Source organism: Acidovorax sp. BL-A-41-H1, from assembly GCF_051942715.1.
Genome location: NZ_JBPVJQ010000013.1, coordinates 53,070 through 71,299 on the forward strand (window position 1 = coordinate 53,070; position 18,230 = coordinate 71,299).

Consider the following 18,230-nt stretch of genomic DNA (forward strand, 5'->3'; position numbering starts at 1 on the left):
CCAGCAAGGTTGTGCGGGGCATGGGGTGGCTAGGCAGTCGGCCGCCCTTTGCCCACGGTTTACTGTGGCTGGCTCCGCCGCTGGCGCTCGTACGCAATGCACTCCTGCAGTGACAAGAGGTCGTCCTGGTTGCCGTCAGCGGCTTCAAAAAAGGCCATGCGCGCCTGCACCACCTCGGAGAAGGACAGCTTGCCATCTGCGTCCTTGTCGGCTGCGGCCAGTCGCCGCAGCGCGCCCTTGCCGATGCGGGGCACCTGGCTCAGTTGAGCCAAGTGCACATAGCCCTGTGCATCGGGCCCCAGGCTGTGCCAGCTCTGCACGATGTCCTGGTGAAACTCGTCCAGCGACACATTTCCATCGTGGTTGAAGTCGGCCGATGAGCAAATGGCCTGGAGGCGGTCGGCGAGGGGCCTGGCGGCCTGTTTGGGGCCCGCTTTGGCGGGCCGGGCCGGTGTGGTGGGAGAGGTCACGGGGGCATCGGCTGCGTAGGCTGCGGGGGCAGCCGCCAGGAGGGTCAGCGAGGCCAGAGCGCAGGTGACTGCGCAGATGCGGTGAACGGTATTTTTCATCATCATCACGCACTCGTTACCACCACCAGCGCTGGCTGGGGCTGCGGTTGCAGGGCCAGACCATGGTGTGCGCGCCCGGGCGAACCTGACCGGCCTCCACATCCAGGCATTTGCCGGTGAGCTGGCTCACGATCTGCCCGCCCCGGGTGGACCAGCTCTGGCTGCGCGAGCCCGAGCAGGACCACAGCACCACCCGTGCGCCATCGCGCGGGTCGCCCCGGTCCACGTCCACGCACAGGTCGCGCACCCGGATCTCGCCGCCACGACCCACTGCGAATCGCTGCGACGCCGTGCCGTTGCATTCGTACACCTGCAGCGTAGTGCCGGGCTGGAACTTGCCGCCGCGCACATCCAGGCACAGGCCGCCGCCCGCACGGATCTCGCGGCCCCAGTCGCCACCTTGGTGGGGGTAATCCGGGTACTCAGGGCGCTGGTCGTGGTCGTGCCGGTTGTGGTTGGCCAGCAGGGCAATCCCCGCGATGGCGGCCACCGCCGCCACGGCTGCTCCGGCGTTGGAGCCACTGTTGTTGCCGGGGGCGTAGCTGCGCGTGACCTTGAAGCGACCGCCGCAGCCGCCGTTGGTCCACAGCTCGCGGTTGGTCAGGTCGTAGCCCCAGGTGCGGTTGAAGCGGCAGGCGCCCTGGGTTTGTTCCACCAGGTCCACCTGGGTCACATCGTCCGCCAGGCGGTAGGAGGTGTAGCCGCCGCTGGACTGCAGATCCACCACCTGGTCCTGCGCCTGTACCGCCTGGACGCTCATGAGCAATGGCAGGCACAGCAGCCACGCTGGTTTCCGAAAGGCCGGGTCTTTCATGGTTTCTCTCCTCGTTGCGATAAGGGGCGGGGGCTGGCAGGGCTCGCTTCAGGGCACCACCCGCTGTCTGCATCATAGGATGGCCTGCAGCCACCGCGTTGGGTTGTTGCTCGCGCCATCGGTTGAAATCCCGTTGGCCCCACAGCGCCGGTTCGTGCATGATGGCACCGCGCCAGGGCAGGACTGTGTCTGCCTGTGTCACCTCCAACCACTGCCGTGTCCGATGAAACGCTTCTATGTCGTTGCCTCCATCCCACTGCTGCTGGCGGCGCTGATCCCCATTGCAGCATCGCTGTGGGTGGCCCATCGCCAGGCCAAGAACGACCAGATCACCTACCTGACCTCGCTGGCAGACGAGGTGCTGCGGCGCGGCGTAGCCTCGCGCCAGCAGCTGGTGGCTGCGCTCAATGACCTGGACAGGGACCCGCACCCACCCTGCAGCCAGGCCAGCCTCACGCGCATGCAGCAGCTCGTGGGCACCTCGTTTTACCTGCAAGGCATGGGCTCGGTGATGGATGGCACCCTGGTCTGCAGCACGCTCACGCAGGGCAGCGACCTGGTGCCGCTCACCGGCAACCACATGGTCACCGCCACCGGGATTTCGAGCTGGATCGGTGCCCGCCTGCCTTTTGCGCCTGATCAGCCCTTCAACATCTACGCCCGCAACGGCCACGCGGTGATCATCCACCCCGGCATCGTGATCGACATGCCGGTGCTTCACGCCGATGTCTCGCTGGGGCTGCTGATCAGCACGCCGCAGGCGCTGATACGGTCCAAGGGTCCGCTGGATGCGCAGTGGCTGGCTTTGTACACCCCCGATGCCAGCAGCCAGGTCGAAAGCGATACCCACCACATTGTCTTCCGGGCATCGAAAGACAACAACATCGCAGCCGTTGCCGCAGCCCCCAAGGCCCAGGCCTACGGCGGGCTCTGGGCTCAGGCGCTGATCCTGGCGCCGCTGGGCCTGGTGGCCAGCGCCCTGTTTGCGCTGGGCGTGGCAGTGCTCACCCGGTGGCAACTGTCGCCGCGTGTGCGGCTGCGGACAGCCCTGCGTCGGCGCGAGTTCTTCATCCTCTACCAGCCCATCGTCGATCTGCAGACCGGCCAATGGGTGGGTGCCGAGGCGCTGCTGCGCTGGCGCCGCCGCAACGGCACCCTGGTGCCACCCGACGAGTTCATTGCTGAAGCCGAGAAGGCCGGGGTCATCGCTCCCATCACACGCTACGTGATCGACATGGTGCTCGCCGACCTGCCGGAGCTGCTCAAGGCCCGCCCGGGCTTTCATGTGAGCCTGAACCTCTCGCCCCAGGACCTGGTGGCCGACGGACCCGTGCAGTACCTGCAGCGGCGCTTCAGTGCCATGGAGTTTCCGGCAGGCGCGCTGATGCTCGAAGTCACCGAGCGGGGGCTGGTGGACATCGAGGCCGCGCGGCCCGCGCTGCAGGCGGCGCGGCAGATCGGGGCGTCGATCGCGCTGGATGACTTCGGCACGGGCTACTCCAGCCTGTCCATGCTGGAGTCCATCGACATCGACACCCTCAAGATCGACCGCATCTTCATCGCCAGCATCGGGGCGCAGGCCGCCATCAGCCCGGTCACCACCCACATCATCGAAATGGCCCACACGCTCCAACTGGCGCTGATTGCCGAGGGCGTGGAGACGCAGGACCAGGTGGACTTCCTGATTGCGCGGGGCGTGCGCCAGGCCCAGGGCTGGAAGTTCGCCCGCGCAATGCCCTTGGAGGAACTGCTGGCGGGGCTGCGCGTGGCACCGCCCTCCCAACCGCAGTAGCGTTACCCAATCCTCTGCCAACCTGCGCCGGGTTTTCAGCAGCGCCTGCTCGTCTGGCCGTCTGCTCATTTGAGCAGCAGTGCCGACCCGCTGCCGTGAATCCTGAAGACCGCCACGGCCTTCACGAGGTCGTCGGCCTGCCCGCGCAGGCTCGATGCGGCGGCCGCCATTTCCTCCACCAGTGCGGCATTCTGCTGCGTCGCCTGGTCCATCAGCGTGACCGCTTCACCCACCTGCGTGACCCCCGCGCTCTGTTCAGAGCTGGCAGCGCTGATCTCGCCCATGATGTGCGTCACATTGCGGATGCTGGCCACCACCTCGGTCATGGTGTGGCCTGCCTTGTCCACCAGGGCGGTGCCATGTTCCACGCGGCCCACGCTCTCGGTGATCAGTTGCTTGATCTCCTTGGCGGCAGCGGCGCTGCGCTGGGCCAGGCTGCGCACCTCGCTGGCCACCACGGCAAAGCCCCGGCCCTGCTCGCCTGCGCGGGCGGCTTCCACGGCGGCATTCAGCGCAAGGATGTTGGTCTGGAAGGCGATGCCGTCGATCACGCTGATGATGTCGTTGATCTTGCGGCTGGAGTCGTTGATGTCCTTCATGGTGGCAACCACCATGGCCACCACTTCGCCCCCCTGCTGCGCGACGGTCGAGGCCGAATGCGCGAGCCGGTTGGCATTGACCGCGTTGTCCGCGTTCTGCTTCACGGTCGAGCCCAGCTGTTCCATCGACGCTGCGGTTTGCTGCAGCGCACTGGCCTGCTGCTCGGTGCGCATCGACAGGTTCTGGTTGCCCTGCGCGATCTCGGCGCTGGCGGTGGAGACGCTCTCAGACCCCTGGCGCACCCCCGCCACCAGGTTCGACAGACTTTGGCGCATGGCCTCCATCGAGGCAACCACCGTGGCGATTTCGTCCTTGCCCTGCGCCACCAGCGGCGTTGCCAGATTGCCCTGCGCAAACTCCTGCGTGGCCCGACTGGCCTCGCTCAGGGGCCTGACGATGGATCGCATGGTGGCGATGCCCAGTACGCAGGCAAACACCACCATCGCCACACTCAGCACAATCAGTTGCAGGCGCAGCGATTCAAACTGGCGCATCGACTGCTCGCTGGCCCGTTTGCTGATGGCGTCGCTCTCGGCCAGGAATGCGCCGATGTTGCCCACCAGCTTGGTCAGCAGGGGGCGGCATTCCGCATTGATCTTCTGGATTGCCACGTCCTTCTCGCCCTGGCTGCCCAGCCGTGTGATCTCCAGCGCGATCGGCCCATAGGCGGCTTCCGTCTCCTTGATCTGGGCCAGCAGGCTGCGCAAAGGGGCTGTTTCGGGTGGGGCGGTCTGGAGGGCTTCCTCCACGCTCTTGAGTGCCCGCCCCATGCTGTCGTGCGCCGCCCCGATGAGCCGGAGTTCGGCGGCGGCATCTTCCTTCGACCCGGCAATCATCAGGTTGCGGGCCGAGATGGCGCGTGCGTTGGCCGCATCCAGCACCTGGTTGCCCAGGCTTTTGACCACATTCAGGTGATTGACCTGGTTGTCCAGGCTCTCCTGCGTCTTCGCCTCCCCATGCAGCCCCATGGCAGCCACCAGGATCAAAGCACCGGTGATAACCACATAGCCCATGCCAAGACGCGCCTTGATGCTCAGGTTTTGCAGGACATTCATGCGATAGGCCCTCCAACTGGTGGTAACGATGATGCACTTTTGTGGGCTGAAGCGCCACGTTCTCAAGCTTTTGTGAGCCAGCAGCCAGCAGCCAGCAGCCACATGCGCACAGGTCGCGCAGGGCGCGCAGGGCGCCACGGCGCGTTCCCGCCGGGGCTGTGGCGTGGTCATTGATGTTGAGCGCCTTTCCAGTCCAGTCAAGGTTTTTTTGACCGCGCACAAAAGATCCTGCGAGCCATGCGCTGCGCTCCTGAATCCCATTGCCATTGGGGTATCGCCGCGCCAAGCGAGTGGTGGAACTGCTGGCCGGGTCGTCGGGCTAGTCAGAAGGGACGGCCCCAATCACCCATCCGTTGACAGGATGGCTGAAGGGCATTTTTTCCGGCTCAACCGGCCTTGAGTCTGAAGCGTGCCACGACCTCGATCAACCGCCCGGCCTGGTCGCGCAGCGACTCAGACGCCGCTGCAGATTGCTCCACCAGTGCAGCATTCTGTTGGGTCATGCTGTCCAGTTGAGAGATGGCGGTGTTGACCTCGACCACGCTCTGGGTCTGTTCCTTGATGGCGCTGGCGATTTCGCCAATCAAATGGCTTACCTGCTGTACCGAGCCCACCACTTCATCCATTGTTCGGCCAGCTTCCCCGACCAACTGCGCCCCGCCTTCCACCTGGTCAACCGAGCTTGATATCAGCTCTTTGATCTCCCGTGCTGCCTGCGCGCTGCGCTGCGCGAGCGTTCGCACCTCGGTGGCCACCACCGCAAACCCGCGCCCCTGCTCGCCGGCCCGTGCCGCTTCCACGGCTGCATTCAGGGCCAGGATGTTGGTCTGAAACGCAATGCCGTCAATCACGCCAATGATGTCACCAATCTTGCGCGACGAGGACTGGATACCGTCCATGGTGCTCACCACACGTGCCACCACCTCGCCGCCCCGGACGGCCACGGTCGAAGCTGCCGACGCCAACTGGTGAGCCTGCTGCGCAGACGTTGAGCTGTGGCGCACCGTTTCGGTGACTTGCTGCAGCGCTGCAGATGTCTCCTCGATGCTCGCGGCCGCCGCCTCGGTGCGCACTGACAAGTCCTGCCCGCCGTTGCTCACCTCTTCACTGGCGGTCGCAATGCTGTCGGCGCTGCGACGTACGTTCGTGACGGATTCATTCAGGGCCTGTTGCATGCGGGCAAGGGCGCGCAGCAAGTCGCCTAACTCATCGCCGCGCGACGAATGCACTTCGCCCGTCAGGTCGCCATCAGCGATGCGATCGGCGGTGCCCGCCGCAAAACTCAGAGGAATGGTGAGCGAACGTGTCAGCACCCAGCCAATGGCGGCACCGAGGGCCAAGGCCACTGCAACCATCAGCCAGATGCCCCAGAGCACCGCGCGGTAACTCTCGGTGCCTTTTTGCTGTGCCTTTTCCACACCTTCATCGTTGCGCTGGTTGAGCTTGCCAATGGCGTCGGTGGTTGCACGAAATGCCTGCCGTGAATCACCCCGCAGGTACGCCAGGGCCTCTTCACCCTTGCCGTCCCGCACCAGGGCCAGCAGTTGGCTCTGGGTGCCTTTGTAGCGTTCGACCGCAGCTTTGAAGGTGTCAAAAAGCTTGCGCTCTGCGTCGTCGTCCAGGGTGTTTGCGTAGGCCTGCAGCAGCTTGGGTACCAGGGTCCACTGCTTGTCTATGCGCGCACTTTCTTCTTGCAGGGCTTTGTCACCGCCACCCAGGAGCACCTGCAGCTCGGCACGGCGCATTTGATTGAGCGCTTCGTTGAGGCCTGCCAACTGCTGGGTGCTGGGCAACCAGTTGGTGGCAAGGTCTTCCACGCTGCCTTGCACCCGATTGACGCGGTTCACGGCAAACAGCCCCATGGCCAGCACCAATGTCAGCAAAAGGCCAAAACCCAGGCCCATGCGCAAACCGACTCGCAGATTCGACAGTCGCATGCTTTTCTCCTCAAAAAATTGGCTAGATTCAGATCGAGAACATGTTCCTAACAAGTAAGTAGCAAGTAGCGCAAGCACCGGGGGCCTCGGTGCTTACCGCGCAGGGAATGCGCGCTCGGCGCATGAAAAGGCCTGCGAGGAAAAACGGCCACAGCCGCAGCTATTGCGAGCATCGGCAGCGCCGCAGACCACCCCATGCCCCGATTGAACTCGGAACAGCGACATGCGCAAAGGTTGTTTTGCGCACAGTATCCGCCGCCCAGATGGTTTTGGATAGGTGTGGAGGCGTGGGCGCAAAGCAGAAGCCCATGGCCCCGGCTGGATCCGAGGCTGGATAGGGAGGAAGTGGCGCTCAGCGCGAAGGCGACGCCGTCGTCCCGGCCTACCGCAGGTCGGCGGCAGCAGGGAGGTACAGGCCTTCGGCGGTGGTGATCGCCCGTGCCGCCCGTGCCGCCCGCGCTGTGGCGATGGCCGTGGCCTCGGCCGCCATGGTGGCCAGCACCATCATGCCCAGGCTCTTGCCGCTGCGGCCCGTGCCCAGGCTGAAGAGGGTGTCGCCGTCGGACATGGTGTGCACCGGGTTGATGCTGCGCGCCAGGCCATCGTGTGCGGCCACGGCCAGGCGGTGAGCCTGCACCTTGGTGATGACGGCATCGGTGGCCACCACGCCAATGGTGGTGTTGGTGCCCGCCAGCAGCGGCTGGGGCGGGTCGCCGCGCAGCAGGGCGCGGCGCGTGTCGCGCAGGCGCAGGCCGTCGTCGGTGCGGGCCCCGGCAATCACTTGTGCAGTGTCCGGGTCGATCACGTCGCCCAGCGCATTGCAGGCGATGAGCGCCCCCACCGTGACGCCGTCTACGGTGACGGAGGCGGTGCCGATGCCGCCCTTCATGGCACGCTGGATGCCGAAGATCTTGCCCAGCGCCGCGCCGGTGCCCGCGCCCACATTGCCTTCGGCCGGGTCTGCGGTGGATGCTGCCTCGCACGCGGCATAGCCCGCAGCGGCATCGGGACGCACGCGCATGTCGCCCACCAGCAGGTCGAACAGCACGGCGGCAGGCACGATGGGCAGGCGGCCCACGGCCACGTCAAAACCGATACCACGCTCTTCCAGCCAGCGCACAGCGCCCGTGGCGGCGTCCAGCCCCCAGGCGCTGCCACCCGCGAGCATGATGGCGTGCACCTGGTCCACCAGGTTGGAGGGGTGCAGCAGGTCCGTCTCGCGTGTGCCGGGGGCGGCGCCACGCACATCCACGCCAGCCACGGCGCCCTCGCGGGTGATGATGACGGTGCAGCCCGTGGGGCGGCGGGTTTCGGTGAAGTGGCCGACCTCGATGCCGGCCACGCGGGTGATGCTGCCAGCGTCGCCAGCCAGTGTGTTGGAGGAAGTCATGGCCGCTGATTATGGTGCCCGGGCGCCTTGCGGCACTTGCGCAGTATCAGCGCCCCGGTGCCGCGCGCGGAGCCGCTTCAGGGCGCTTTCTCGATCCGCTGGACATGGTAGGCCCCGCTGACCTGTTCGGCCCTAAAGCGCACCTTGTCACCCGGTTTCAGGTCACCGACTACGCTGGCGTCTGCCACGCGGAACACCATGGTCATGGGTGGCATCTCCAGGTTCTTGATCTCTCCGTGTTTGAGGGTGAGGCGCAGGGTGCGCGGGTCCCAGCGGGTGATTTCTCCTTCGCTCAGATCCGCCTGCGGTGCGGGCGCTGCGGTGGCTTCAGTGTGGTGGTTGCTGTGGCTGTCAGAGGCTGCTGCAGCAGGTGCCTGTGCCCAAGCGGTCCCAGTGCCCAGCAAGAGCAGGCTGGCCGCCACCGGGATGGGGAGGAATGTCTTCTTCATGTCGATGCCTTCTTGTTGTAGCTGTTGAATACGCGCGTGCTGCCATCGTGGGCCACCAGCAGCACGTCGTACGGATCACGCCGATCGCCATACACGGCGCCGTCCATGCCCGGCGAGCCCACAGGCATGCCGGGCACCGCCAGGCCCAGGGCCTTGGGCTTTTGCTGCAACAGCTTGCGCACGTCGCTGGCTGGCACATGGCCTTCGACCACATAGCCGCCGACCAGCGCGGTGTGGCACGAACCCAGTTTTTGCGGCAGGCCCAGGCGGGCGCGCACCGCGTTGTTGCCGGTGGCGTGCACCTTCACGGCAAAGCCATTGGCCTGCATGTGGTCCACCCAGTCCTGGCAGCAGCCGCAGTTCGGGTCTTTCCAGACCTCCAGGGGCGTGGCGGCCGCTGTGGGCGGGGTGGCGCGGGCAGCGGAGGGCAGCAGGGCAATGGCCAGGCCTGCGCCCGCCAGCGGCAGTGCGGTGGCAAGCCATTGGCGGCGGGTGGGCAGGGCAGGCGTGGTGCGTGGTGTGGGGGTCATGGTGTGATTCCTGCGTGGATGGGGGCGGGTCATGGCTTGCGCGGGCGAACGGTGATGGTTCCCGTCATGCCCGCCTGGTAGTGGCCCGCGATGAGGCAGGCAAAGTCAAAACTCCCGGCGCGGTTGAACTGCCACACGATGTCGCCCTTCTTGCCAGCGCCCACATGGGCCATATAGGGCTCGTCGTGTTCCATGCCGGGGTGCTTGACCATCATCTCGGCGTGCGCGTCCAGCTCGGCCTTGGTGCCGATCACGATCTCGTGCAGCACCTGGCCCTTGTTCTCGGCGCGCAGCCGCACGGTCTCGCCTTCGCGCACTTCGATGTGGCGGGGCGTAAAGCGCATGTCGTCCGTCATGCGGATGGTGATGGTGCGGGCCACGGCCTGGGTGTCGCCTGCTATGCCCCAAGGCTTTTGTTCCTTCACCACCGGGGCATTGCGGTTGTGATGGGGCATGTTTTCATGACCAAAAGAGGCGTTTCCGCCGGCTAGTAAAGCGCAAATAGCTATCAATTTAATAGTATTCATGGTGTGTCCTGTCTCAGTGTTGGTGACCGCTGGCGGCGGGTTTGCGGGCGCTGGCCGCGCCTGGGGCGGTGCCCGGCGCCGTGGTGCGCGCGGGGCGGGGTGTGCTGGCCGGGGCGCCTTGCCATTCGTAGGCCTGCGTGCCCGGTGGCTGGGTGTAGTCGCCGGGGTCGCGGTAGTCGCCTGCCGCCAGCCCCGCACGCACCTTGAAGGTGGTGAACATGCCGCCCATCTCCAGCGGGCCATAGGGGCCGGTGCCGGTCATCATGGGGAAGGTGTTGTCCGGCAGGGGCATCTCCATCGCTCCCATGTCGGCCATGCCGCGCTCCCCCATCACCATGTAGTCGGGCACGATCTTCTGGATCTTGCCGACCAGGCCCCGGTGATCCACGCCGATCATGGTGGGCACGTCGTGCCCCATGGCGCCCATGGTGTGGTGGCTCTTGTGGCAGTGCAGGGCCCAGTCGCCGGGTTCGTCGGCGATCAGCTCGATCTGCCGCATCTGGCCCACGGCCACGTCGGTGGTCACCTCGGGCCAGCGCGCGCTTTTGGGCACGGGGCCGCCGTCGGTGCCGGTCACCTCGAACTCATGGCCGTGGATGTGGATGGGGTGGTTGGTCATGGTGAGGTTGCCCACGCGGATGCGCACGCGCTCGCCCTGGCGCGCCACCAGCGGGCTGATGGCGGGGAACACGCGGCTGTTCCAGCACCAGATGTTGTGGTCCAGCATGGTGTTGACCTTGGGGGTCATGCTGCCGGGCTCCACATCGAAGGCGTTGAGCAAAAACGCGTAGTCGCGCTGCACGGTGGCAATCTGCGGGTGGCTGGCCTTGGGGTGGGTGATCCACAGGCCCATCATGCCCATGGCCATCTGCACCATCTCGTCGGCATGCGGGTGGTACATGAAAGTGCCGGGGCGGCGCGCCACGAACTCGTACACAAAGGTCTTGCCCGGTGGAATCGCCGGCTGGTTGAGCCCGCCCACGCCGTCCATGCCGTTGGGCAGGCGCTGGCCATGCCAGTGGATGGCCGTGTGCTCGGGCAGGCGGTTGGTGACGAAGATGCGCACGCGATCACCCTCAACCACCTCGATGGTGGGGCCAGGGCTCTGGCCGTTGTAGCCCCACATGTTGACCATGAAGCCGGGCGCCACCTCGCGCACCACGGGCTCGGCCACCAGGTGGAATTCCTTGACGCCTGCATTCATGCGCCAGGGCGCGGTCCAGCCGTTCAACGTGACCACGGGGTTGTAGGGGCGGCCCGTGGGCGGGTGCAGCGGCGGCGCGGTGTCGGCGCTGGACTGCATCGCAGGCTCGGGCAGTGCGGCCAGGGCCACGCGGCTGACGGAGGCGGCAGCCACGGCCGTGGCAGCGCCGGAGAAGAAATTGCGGCGGTTCATGGTTCAGTGACCTTGTGGGGTGGTGGAGGCGGCGGCGCCGGAGGTGAGGCCCTGCAGTGCGCCGGGAGAGGTTCCCGTTAGCGCAAGTTGCAGGTCGGTCTCCGCCAGCCAGAAGTCGCGTTGCGCTTCGATGGCGTTGGCCACGGCCTGGGTGCTGGTGCGCGCTTCAGCCAGCATGTCCCACACGCTGGCCAGCATGCCGTTGTAGCGCAGCGTGGTTTCGTCGCTGATGAGTTGTTGCAGGGGCACTACTTCGGCCTGTTGCTGGCGCGCCAGGTCCAGGGCGGTGCGGTAGGTCAGCCAGGCGGCGCGCACCTCGCTGCGGGCGCGCGCGGCGGTGTCCTGCAGCTGGGCGGCGCTTTGCTCCACCTCGGCCTGCGCGCGGGTGCGTGCGGCGCCGCCCCAGTCGAACAGGGGCAGGGGCAGCTCCAGTTCCCAGCCCCGGGTGATTTCGCGGTGGCCGCTGTCACGCTCGGTGGCGGTGTTGCGGCTGTAGGCCAGGCCGATGTCGACAAACACCGCGCCCGCGCGGCTCCAGCCCTGGCGCACGGCCTGGGTGTCGAGCTGGCGGCGAGCGGCCTGCACATCGAGCCGCTCGCGCAGGGCGGTGGCTTCGATGCCGTCTGCGGGCAGCGCGCTGGCGGGCAGCGGTGGCAACTGGGCAGCCAACTGGTACTGCGTCTGCAAGCCCCACAGGCCGAGGCGGCGGTGGAGCTCCTCGCGCGCGGTGGCGGCAGCCAGGCGGGCGCGCGCGTGCTGGCTGCGGGCCTCGTGCAGCGTGGCCTGTTCGCGGGCCTGCCGCAGGCGGCTCCAGTTGCCCACCTGCACCATGCGGCGGGCCAGCTCGGCACCGGCCTCGGCGGCTTCCACCATGCGCCCATGCGTGGCGGCCACCTGTTCGGCCGCCACGGCACGCAGCCAGGCGCGGCGCGTGTCGGCGGCCAGCAGCACCACGTCCTGCGCGGCTTGCAGCGTGGCGATCTGCAGGCGCTCGGCCTGGCGCTGGGTGCGCCAGGGCAGGGTGATGAGGTCCAGGAGGCCAAAGGCCAGGGTGCGTTCGATCTCCCGCTCGTGGCTGTTGGCAAAGCGTCCCAGGCTCAGGTGTGGGTTGGGCAGGGTGATGGCCTGCACCCGTTCGGCATCGGCCACGCCCAGCGCGGCCAGGCGGGCCTGCAGGCCGGGGTTGTTCAGCAGCGCAATGCGCACGGCTGCATCTTGGGTGAGGGGCTGAGCCAGCCAGCCTTCGATGGATTGCTGCGCTGTGGCGCGGGCAGCGGGGTCGGTGGCGGGCAGGGCTGCCTGCACGCCGCCGGTGCGGCCCTGGGTGAGCGCGGCCACGTCGCCGCGCAGGCCGTCGGGCGACACGCTGGCGCAGCCCGCGAGGGCGAGGGCTGCGGCGAGGGTGGACAAGCGCTGCAGGTGGGGTAGGCGAATCATGGCTTGCCCCCATGCATGGGCTGGTCGCCGTGGTGGCTGCGGTGGTGCTGGTGCATGGGCTTGCGGGATGCGCCAGGGGCCGCTTCAGCGCCACTGTGCTGGTGTGGTGAGGACGATGACGAGGATGAGGATGAGGATGAGGATGAGGATGAGGATGAGGATGAGGATGAGGGCGGGCTGGTCGCGGCGCCCTGCTGCTTCTCCCACACCACGATGTCGGCGTGGCCGCGCGGGAACTGGCCGACCGCGTGGTGGGCGTCCTGCCAGGACTGCCCCGTGGGCAGATCGGCCAAGGCAGCGGCGGCTGGGCGAGCGAGGTGAATCAGTGGGGCCGTGGCCGCACTGGGTTCGGCCGCAGGGGCTGCAGCGTGGGGGCTTTGGGCAAAGGCAGTGGGCACCGCGACCCAAGGTGTGAACAGCGGCGCAAGCAGGGCAAGACAGGCCAGCCGGGTGCGGGGTGGCCGCAGGCATGGAGCCGGGGGGTAAAAAAGGGCGCGCATGGCGATCTCCAGACAGCGAGAAAAACAGGCAATGCGCTGCAACCGGCGCGCCCCAGGTGGGGCGGACCGGCGGTGCAGACGCACTTCGGGCGTCGGAGATCAGGCGATGGGGGGTTTGATGGCCAGTGCCGCCGGGGCACTGTCAAATGGCGCCGTGCTCAGGGCGCGCAGGGGGCCGGGGGGCTGGTGCACCGGGATCAGCGCTGCGGGCACATCCAGCATGGCCGAATGGCAGATCTCGCAGGCCGAACAGGCGCTGGCGTGGTGTTCGTGGGCGGCGCAGCCGGTGCTGGCGCCATTGCACGCGGCCGCATCGGCAGCGGCTGGGGCCGCCAAGGCGTGGTCATGGTCGTGATCGTGGTGGTCGTGTTCGGCTTCGGGCTCTGCGGCCGTGCTCTCGGGGGGCGGGTGGCTGCCGTGGTGTGAGCCATGTGCGCCGTGGGTGGCAGAGGGAGCCTGATGGGCCTCGGCCGGGGTGTGGGAGGCGGCGGCACGGGCGGTATCGGCCTGGCTGTGGCTGTGTGGTGCGGCGGGGGACTGGAGCGGGGGCAACACCCCGGCGGCCATGGCGGTGCCGGTGAGGCCCCGCAGGACCAGCACCACCATCAGCAAAAGAGAGAGGCCGCGACGCATCTGCCAATGATACGGCGCGCAAAGGGTTGGTTCCCCTGTGCGCGGACTTTTCTCCTCCCGGCAGCGCTGGTCGAACTGCGCAAACAATGGAGGACGGCCGGGGCGGTGGGCGCTAACATGCAACAAAACATGTCCGCTGCGGGGTGCGGCCCACGGGTTGTGGCCTGTGCGGCGGACCAGCGCGCCAGCCTTCTTTCCTTGTCGAGCACAGAAAGGTCGGTATGCCCCCCTGGGTTGCAGGAATGTGGAGCACCTTGCCCGCGCGGATCCGCTGGCTGGTGCTGTGGGCCACGTTGCCAGCCGTGCTGCTGGTCGTCTACCAGGCCCGGGCCCACCGCGCCGACGCGATTGCGGCGGCAGAAGCCCGCGCGCTGCAGACGCTGCATTCGGTGGCTGGCACCCAGCAGCGCCTGATCCAGAACACGCGGCAATTTCTCCAGCAACTGGCCGCCATGCCGCAGGTGCGCGACCCCGCAGCGCCCGAATGTGGCCGTTACCTGGCCGAGGTGCTGTCGCTCAACACCACCTACGTGAACATCGGTGTGCCGCGTGCAGACGGCGATCTGCTGTGCAATGCCCGCCCGCTGAAGGCACCGGTCAATGTGGCCAACCGCCCGTACTTTCAGCAGACCATCACCGGACGGGACTTTGCCGTGGGCAGCTTCCAGGTGGACCGCGCCGCCCAGGTGGCCAGCGTCAACTTTGCCTACCCGGTGATCCCGGCGGGCACGCAGGACGTGGTGGGGGCGGCCGTGGCCGTGGTGTCGCTGGAATGGTGGAGCCTGCGGCTCACCGACCTGGGCCTGCCCGACGGGGCCGTGGCCCGGGTGTCGGACCCCGATGGCCGCGTGCTGGCCCGCTACCCGCCCGAAGCCAGCGAGCTGGGCGCCCCGTTCGCCGATGGCGAGTTCCGCGCCATGGTGCTGCAAACCCCGCAGGGCCAGCGCCTGCGCACGCGTGCCGATGGCGCCCCAGAGCTGGTGGTGTTCCAGCCCCTCATCGAGGCGGGCGGCAGACCGGTGGCGACCATGAGCCTCACGGTGCCGCTGGAAAACCTGTATGCCGCCGCCAACCAGCGCATGTGGACTGAGATGGCCTTCTTGCTGGCCGGGCTGTTGGTGTCGGTGGTGGTGGCCCAGGTGGGCGTGCAGCGTGGCGTGGTACGGCCCCTGCAGCGCCTGCTGCACGCCACCGACGAGCTGGCCGAGGGGCGTTATGTGTCGCGCGCGCCCGCCACGGGGCTGCAGGAGCTGACCGAGCTGGGCCGCCGCTTCGACCGCATGGCGCTGACCCGCCAGAACGCCGAGGCCGAGCTGCGCCAGAGCGAGGAGAACCTGGCCATCACCCTGCATTCCATTGGTGACGCTGTGGTGGCCACCGATGCGCAGGGCCGCATCACCCGCATGAATGCGGTGGCCGAGCGCCTGACCGGCTGGCCGCTGGCACAGGCCCTGGGCCAGCCACTGGCCGATGTGTTCCGCATCGTCAACGCCAGCACGCGCGAACCCCAGGTGGACCCGGTGCAGCAGGTGATGGACAAAGGCCAGGTGGTGGCGCTGAGCAACCACACCACCTTGCTTGCGCGCCACGGGGCCGAGTACCAGATCGCCGACAGCGCAGCCCCCATCCGCAACCCCCAGGGCCAGATCGTGGGCGTGGTGCTGGTCTTCAGCGACGTGAGCGAGTCGTACCGCGTGCGCCGCAAGCTGGAGGACAACGAGGCGCGTTTTCGCACCCTCACGGCGCTGTCGTCCGACTGGTACTGGGAGCAGGACGCGCAGTTTCGCCTCACGCATGTGGAAGGCCGTGCCGATGACCGGCTGGTGCAGGAGGCGTCGCTGCACATGGGCAAGACGCGCTGGGAGCTGGCTGCGCCGGGCATGAGCGATGCGCAGTGGGAAGAGCACCGCGCGCTGCTGGAGCGCCACCAGGAGTTCCGCGACTTCGAGTTCGAGCGCCACGACCGGCAGGGCCACTCGTACTGGGTGTCCATCAGCGGCACGCCGGTGTTTGACGCAGACGGCGTGTTTTGTGGCTACCGGGGCGTGGGCAAGGACATCACCGCCCGCAAGCGCGACGAAAACGAGTTGCGCATTGCCGCCATCGCGTTTGAGTCGCAGGAGGGCATGATCGTCACCGATGCCGACACCCGCATCCTGCGCACGAATCGCGCCTTCAGCCGCATCACCGGCTACAGCGCCGACGAGGTGATGGGCCAGCGCACCCGCCTGCTGGCCTCGGGCCACCATGACAAGGCTTTCTTTGACGCCATGTGGGCCAGCCTGGCCAGCACGGGCGAGTGGAAAGGGGAGCTGTGGAACCGCTGCAAGAGCGGCGAGGTGAACCTGCATTTCATGGCGATTGCCGCCGTGACGGACCGCCACGGGGCGCTGACCCACTACGTGGCCACGCTCAGCGACATCACGCAGCGCGCCGCCGCGGCGCGCGAGATCGAGCACCTGGCCTTCTACGACCCGCTTACCCACCTGCCCAACCGCCGCCTGATGATGGACCGCCTGCAACAGGCGTTTGCCACTGGCGCCCGCTCCGGCCTGCAAGGGGCCTTGTTGTGCCTGGACCTGGACCATTTCAAGACCCTGAACGACACCCTGGGCCACGATATGGGTGACGTGCTGCTGCAGCAGGTGGCCGAGCGCCTGACCCGCTGTGTGCGCGAAGGCGACACCGTGGCGCGCCTGGGCGGCGATGAGTTTCTGGTGCTGCTGGAAGACCTGGGCGCCCAGGCCACCGATGCGGCCGAGCAGGCGCAGACTGTGGGCGAGAAGATACTGGCCGCGCTCAACCAGCCCTACCAGCTGGCATCGCACCATGTGCACAGCACCACCAGCGTGGGCGCCGTGCTGTTCAGCGGCCAGGGGCAGACGGTGGAGGATGTGGTCAAGCACGCCGACCTGGCCATGTATGCCGCCAAGACCGCCGGGCGCAACAGCATCCGCTTTTTTGATCCACGCATGCAGGCTGCCGTCACCGCCCGCGCAACGCTGGAGAACGACCTGCGCACGGCCGTGGAGCAGGGCCAGTTCACGCTGCACTACCAGTCCCAGGTGGGGTGCGGCACTCGGGTGGTGGGGGCCGAGGCGCTGATCCGCTGGAACCACCCCACACGCGGCATGGTGTCACCGTTCGAGTTCATCCCCCTGGCCGAAGAAACCGGCCTGATCCTGCCCATGGGCCTGTGGGTGCTGCAGACCGCCTGCGCGCAGCTGCGCCGCTGGCAGGACCACCCCGCCACGGCCGAGCTGCAGCTGGCCGTGAACGTGAGCGCGCGCCAGTTCCACCAGGACGATTTCATCGAGCAGGTGGTCACGGTGCTGCGCCAGACAGGTGCGCGGCCCGACCGCCTGAAGCTGGAGCTGACCGAAAGCCTGGCGCTGGACAACGTGGACGACACCATCGCCAAGATGAATGCCCTGCGTGCGCTGGGCCTGGGGTTTTCGATGGACGACTTTGGCACGGGGCAGTCGTCCCTGTCCTACCTTACGCGGCTGCCGCTCGACCAGCTCAAGATCGACCAGAGCTTTGTGCGCAACATCGGCATACAGCACACGGATGCGCTCATCGTGCAGACCATCATCGGCATGGCGCAGAGCCTGGGCATCGACGTGATCGCAGAAGGGGTGGAGACCGAGGCGCAGCGGGCGTTTCTGGAGCAGCATGGCTGCACGCTGTGGCAGGGCTATTTGTTCAGCCGCCCCGTGCCCATCGAGGTGCTGGAGCACCGCCTGCACAGCGCATTGGGCTGGCGGGTGTCCACCTAGAAGACGTGTTTCTTGGAGTGCTCAACCGCCCTTGGCCGGGGGACTACACCGCCATGTAGCGCCCCGGCCGGTGGTTCATGGCCAGCACCAGGTTCAGCGCCACGGCGCCCGCAATGGACCAGGCCACGCGCAGGGGCTCCACCGTCCACAGCGCCAGCAGCACGATGCCGCAGTCCACGGCCATCTGCACCTTGCCTGCGCGCCAGCCATAGCGGTCCTGCAGGTACAGCGCCGCAATGCCCACGCCGCCCAGGCTGCAGCGGTGGCGGAACAGCACGAGGAAGCCTGTGCCCGTAATCAGCCCGCCCGCAATGGCCGCATACAGCGGCTGCAGCTGCGCAAACTGCAGGAACTGCGACTGCAGCTCGGTCAGCAGTGACAGCAGCAGCACCGCGATGAAGGTCTTGACGGTGAACGCCCGCCCCAGCTTGCGCAGCGCGAGCCAATAGAACGGCAGGTTCAGCACAAAGAAGATCTTGCCGAAGCCGATGCCCGTGGCGTAGTGCAGCAGAAACGCCAGCCCCGCAGTGCCTCCGGTGAGCAACCCCGCGCTGGTGAAAAACGCCACCCCCACCGAAATCAGCAGCACCCCGGTGAAGATCGCCACGGCGTCTTCCGTGAGGCTGTGGGGCACCACCACCGGTGCGGCGGGCGCCGCGCTGGGGGTGGACGGGGCAGGGGCTGCGGGGGAGCTGGACATGGGCGAAAAGAGGGGCTGGAGGGAGTGCGTGCGCCGAATTGGAGCACGCAAGCCCTATGCCTGGCTTGTCGCGCGTCAAGTTCTGGCGCCGTGCCGGGCGCTGATTGCGGTGGGGCGGGGGC

15 protein-coding genes are annotated in these 18,230 nt (G+C 67.5%); 2 read left to right on the forward strand and 13 right to left on the reverse strand.

Annotated features, from left to right (window positions below; translation table 11 throughout):
- Positions 1–59 precede the first annotated feature (59 nt).
- Together ACTPOI_RS25280 and ACTPOI_RS25285 are read right to left on the reverse strand one after the other, a co-directional pair.
- Complete coding sequence (locus tag ACTPOI_RS25280; RefSeq protein WP_440114256.1) at positions 60–569, reverse strand: EF-hand domain-containing protein; 510 nt, start codon at positions 567–569, stop codon at positions 60–62.
- A gap of 16 nt (positions 570–585) precedes the next feature.
- Entirely contained in the window at positions 586–1,383 is a 798-nt protein-coding gene (locus tag ACTPOI_RS25285) for a lectin (RefSeq protein WP_440114259.1), read from the reverse strand.
- Positions 1,384–1,606: 223 nt separating this feature from the next.
- Between ACTPOI_RS25285 and ACTPOI_RS25290 the strand changes: the two genes are divergently transcribed.
- A complete protein-coding gene (locus ACTPOI_RS25290) occupies positions 1,607–3,175 on the forward strand; it encodes an EAL domain-containing protein (protein ID WP_440114262.1) in 1,569 nt (522 codons plus the stop codon).
- Between the two features lie 65 nt (positions 3,176–3,240).
- On the opposite strand, the gene ACTPOI_RS25295 is transcribed toward ACTPOI_RS25290, so the two are convergent.
- The 10 genes from ACTPOI_RS25295 to ACTPOI_RS25340 form a co-directional block, all read right to left on the reverse strand.
- Complete coding sequence (locus ACTPOI_RS25295; RefSeq protein ID WP_440114265.1) at positions 3,241–4,830, reverse strand: methyl-accepting chemotaxis protein; 1,590 nt, start codon at positions 4,828–4,830, stop codon at positions 3,241–3,243.
- A gap of 386 nt (positions 4,831–5,216) precedes the next feature.
- A complete protein-coding gene (locus ACTPOI_RS25300; RefSeq protein ID WP_082606736.1) occupies positions 5,217–6,767 on the reverse strand; it encodes a methyl-accepting chemotaxis protein in 1,551 nt (516 codons plus the stop codon).
- A 382-nt stretch (positions 6,768–7,149) separates the two neighbouring features.
- Positions 7,150–8,157, reverse strand: a complete 1,008-nt coding sequence (locus tag ACTPOI_RS25305; RefSeq protein WP_440114268.1) for a P1 family peptidase — start codon at positions 8,155–8,157, stop codon at positions 7,150–7,152.
- Positions 8,158–8,234: 77 nt separating this feature from the next.
- Positions 8,235–8,606: a copper-binding protein gene (locus ACTPOI_RS25310; protein WP_440114271.1), complete on the reverse strand. Its 372-nt coding sequence runs from the start codon at positions 8,604–8,606 to the stop codon at positions 8,235–8,237.
- Positions 8,603–9,136 (reverse strand): DUF411 domain-containing protein, encoded by a 534-nt coding sequence (locus ACTPOI_RS25315; protein ID WP_094287792.1) that lies wholly within the window; start codon positions 9,134–9,136, stop codon positions 8,603–8,605. The genes ACTPOI_RS25310 and ACTPOI_RS25315 overlap by 4 nt, the downstream gene beginning before the upstream one ends.
- 29 nt (positions 9,137–9,165) lie before the next feature.
- On the reverse strand, positions 9,166–9,663 hold the full coding sequence (locus tag ACTPOI_RS25320) for a cupredoxin domain-containing protein (RefSeq protein WP_094287794.1): 498 nt from the start codon (positions 9,661–9,663) through the stop codon (positions 9,166–9,168).
- A 13-nt stretch (positions 9,664–9,676) separates the two neighbouring features.
- The gene (locus ACTPOI_RS25325; RefSeq protein ID WP_440114275.1) at positions 9,677–11,059 is read right to left on the reverse strand and encodes a multicopper oxidase family protein; all 1,383 of its coding nucleotides are present in this window, start codon (positions 11,057–11,059) and stop codon (positions 9,677–9,679) included.
- Positions 11,060–11,062: 3 nt separating this feature from the next.
- Positions 11,063–12,496 carry a TolC family protein gene (locus ACTPOI_RS25330; RefSeq protein WP_440114278.1) on the reverse strand — a complete coding sequence of 478 codons (1,434 nt, stop codon included), beginning with the start codon at positions 12,494–12,496 and terminating at the stop codon, positions 11,063–11,065.
- Positions 12,497–12,580: 84 nt separating this feature from the next.
- Positions 12,581–12,703, reverse strand: coding sequence for a hypothetical protein (locus tag ACTPOI_RS25335; RefSeq protein WP_289814346.1), 123 nt, complete (start codon positions 12,701–12,703; stop codon positions 12,581–12,583).
- Positions 12,704–13,095: 392 nt separating this feature from the next.
- Entirely contained in the window at positions 13,096–13,629 is a 534-nt protein-coding gene (locus ACTPOI_RS25340) for a hypothetical protein (protein ID WP_440114281.1), read from the reverse strand.
- A 221-nt stretch (positions 13,630–13,850) separates the two neighbouring features.
- Between ACTPOI_RS25340 and ACTPOI_RS25345 the strand changes: the two genes are divergently transcribed.
- Positions 13,851–17,408, forward strand: a complete 3,558-nt coding sequence (locus ACTPOI_RS25345) for an EAL domain-containing protein (RefSeq protein WP_440114284.1) — start codon at positions 13,851–13,853, stop codon at positions 17,406–17,408.
- A gap of 43 nt (positions 17,409–17,451) precedes the next feature.
- Here the strand turns inward: ACTPOI_RS25345 and ACTPOI_RS25350 are convergent, their stop codons facing one another.
- Positions 17,452–18,108, reverse strand: a complete 657-nt coding sequence (locus ACTPOI_RS25350) for a YitT family protein (protein WP_440114287.1) — start codon at positions 18,106–18,108, stop codon at positions 17,452–17,454.
- Positions 18,109–18,230 lie beyond the last annotated feature (122 nt).

Bases quoted from the DNA above. Each gene is read 5' to 3' on its own strand.
- ACTPOI_RS25280 (WP_440114256.1), bottom strand. From the start codon at position 569: ATGAAAAATACCGTTCACCGCATCTGCGCAGTCACCTGCGCTCTGGCC.
- ACTPOI_RS25285 (WP_440114259.1), bottom strand. From the start codon at position 1,383: ATGAAAGACCCGGCCTTTCGGAAACCAGCGTGGCTGCTGTGCCTGCCA.
- ACTPOI_RS25290 (WP_440114262.1), top strand. From the start codon at position 1,607: ATGAAACGCTTCTATGTCGTTGCCTCCATCCCACTGCTGCTGGCGGCG.
- ACTPOI_RS25295 (WP_440114265.1), bottom strand. From the start codon at position 4,830: ATGAATGTCCTGCAAAACCTGAGCATCAAGGCGCGTCTTGGCATGGGC.
- ACTPOI_RS25300 (WP_082606736.1), bottom strand. From the start codon at position 6,767: ATGCGACTGTCGAATCTGCGAGTCGGTTTGCGCATGGGCCTGGGTTTT.
- ACTPOI_RS25305 (WP_440114268.1), bottom strand. From the start codon at position 8,157: ATGACTTCCTCCAACACACTGGCTGGCGACGCTGGCAGCATCACCCGC.
- ACTPOI_RS25310 (WP_440114271.1), bottom strand. From the start codon at position 8,606: ATGAAGAAGACATTCCTCCCCATCCCGGTGGCGGCCAGCCTGCTCTTG.
- ACTPOI_RS25315 (WP_094287792.1), bottom strand. From the start codon at position 9,136: ATGACCCCCACACCACGCACCACGCCTGCCCTGCCCACCCGCCGCCAA.
- ACTPOI_RS25320 (WP_094287794.1), bottom strand. From the start codon at position 9,663: ATGAATACTATTAAATTGATAGCTATTTGCGCTTTACTAGCCGGCGGA.
- ACTPOI_RS25325 (WP_440114275.1), bottom strand. From the start codon at position 11,059: ATGAACCGCCGCAATTTCTTCTCCGGCGCTGCCACGGCCGTGGCTGCC.
- ACTPOI_RS25330 (WP_440114278.1), bottom strand. From the start codon at position 12,496: ATGATTCGCCTACCCCACCTGCAGCGCTTGTCCACCCTCGCCGCAGCC.
- ACTPOI_RS25340 (WP_440114281.1), bottom strand. From the start codon at position 13,629: ATGCGTCGCGGCCTCTCTCTTTTGCTGATGGTGGTGCTGGTCCTGCGG.
- ACTPOI_RS25345 (WP_440114284.1), top strand. From the start codon at position 13,851: ATGCCCCCCTGGGTTGCAGGAATGTGGAGCACCTTGCCCGCGCGGATC.
- ACTPOI_RS25350 (WP_440114287.1), bottom strand. From the start codon at position 18,108: ATGTCCAGCTCCCCCGCAGCCCCTGCCCCGTCCACCCCCAGCGCGGCG.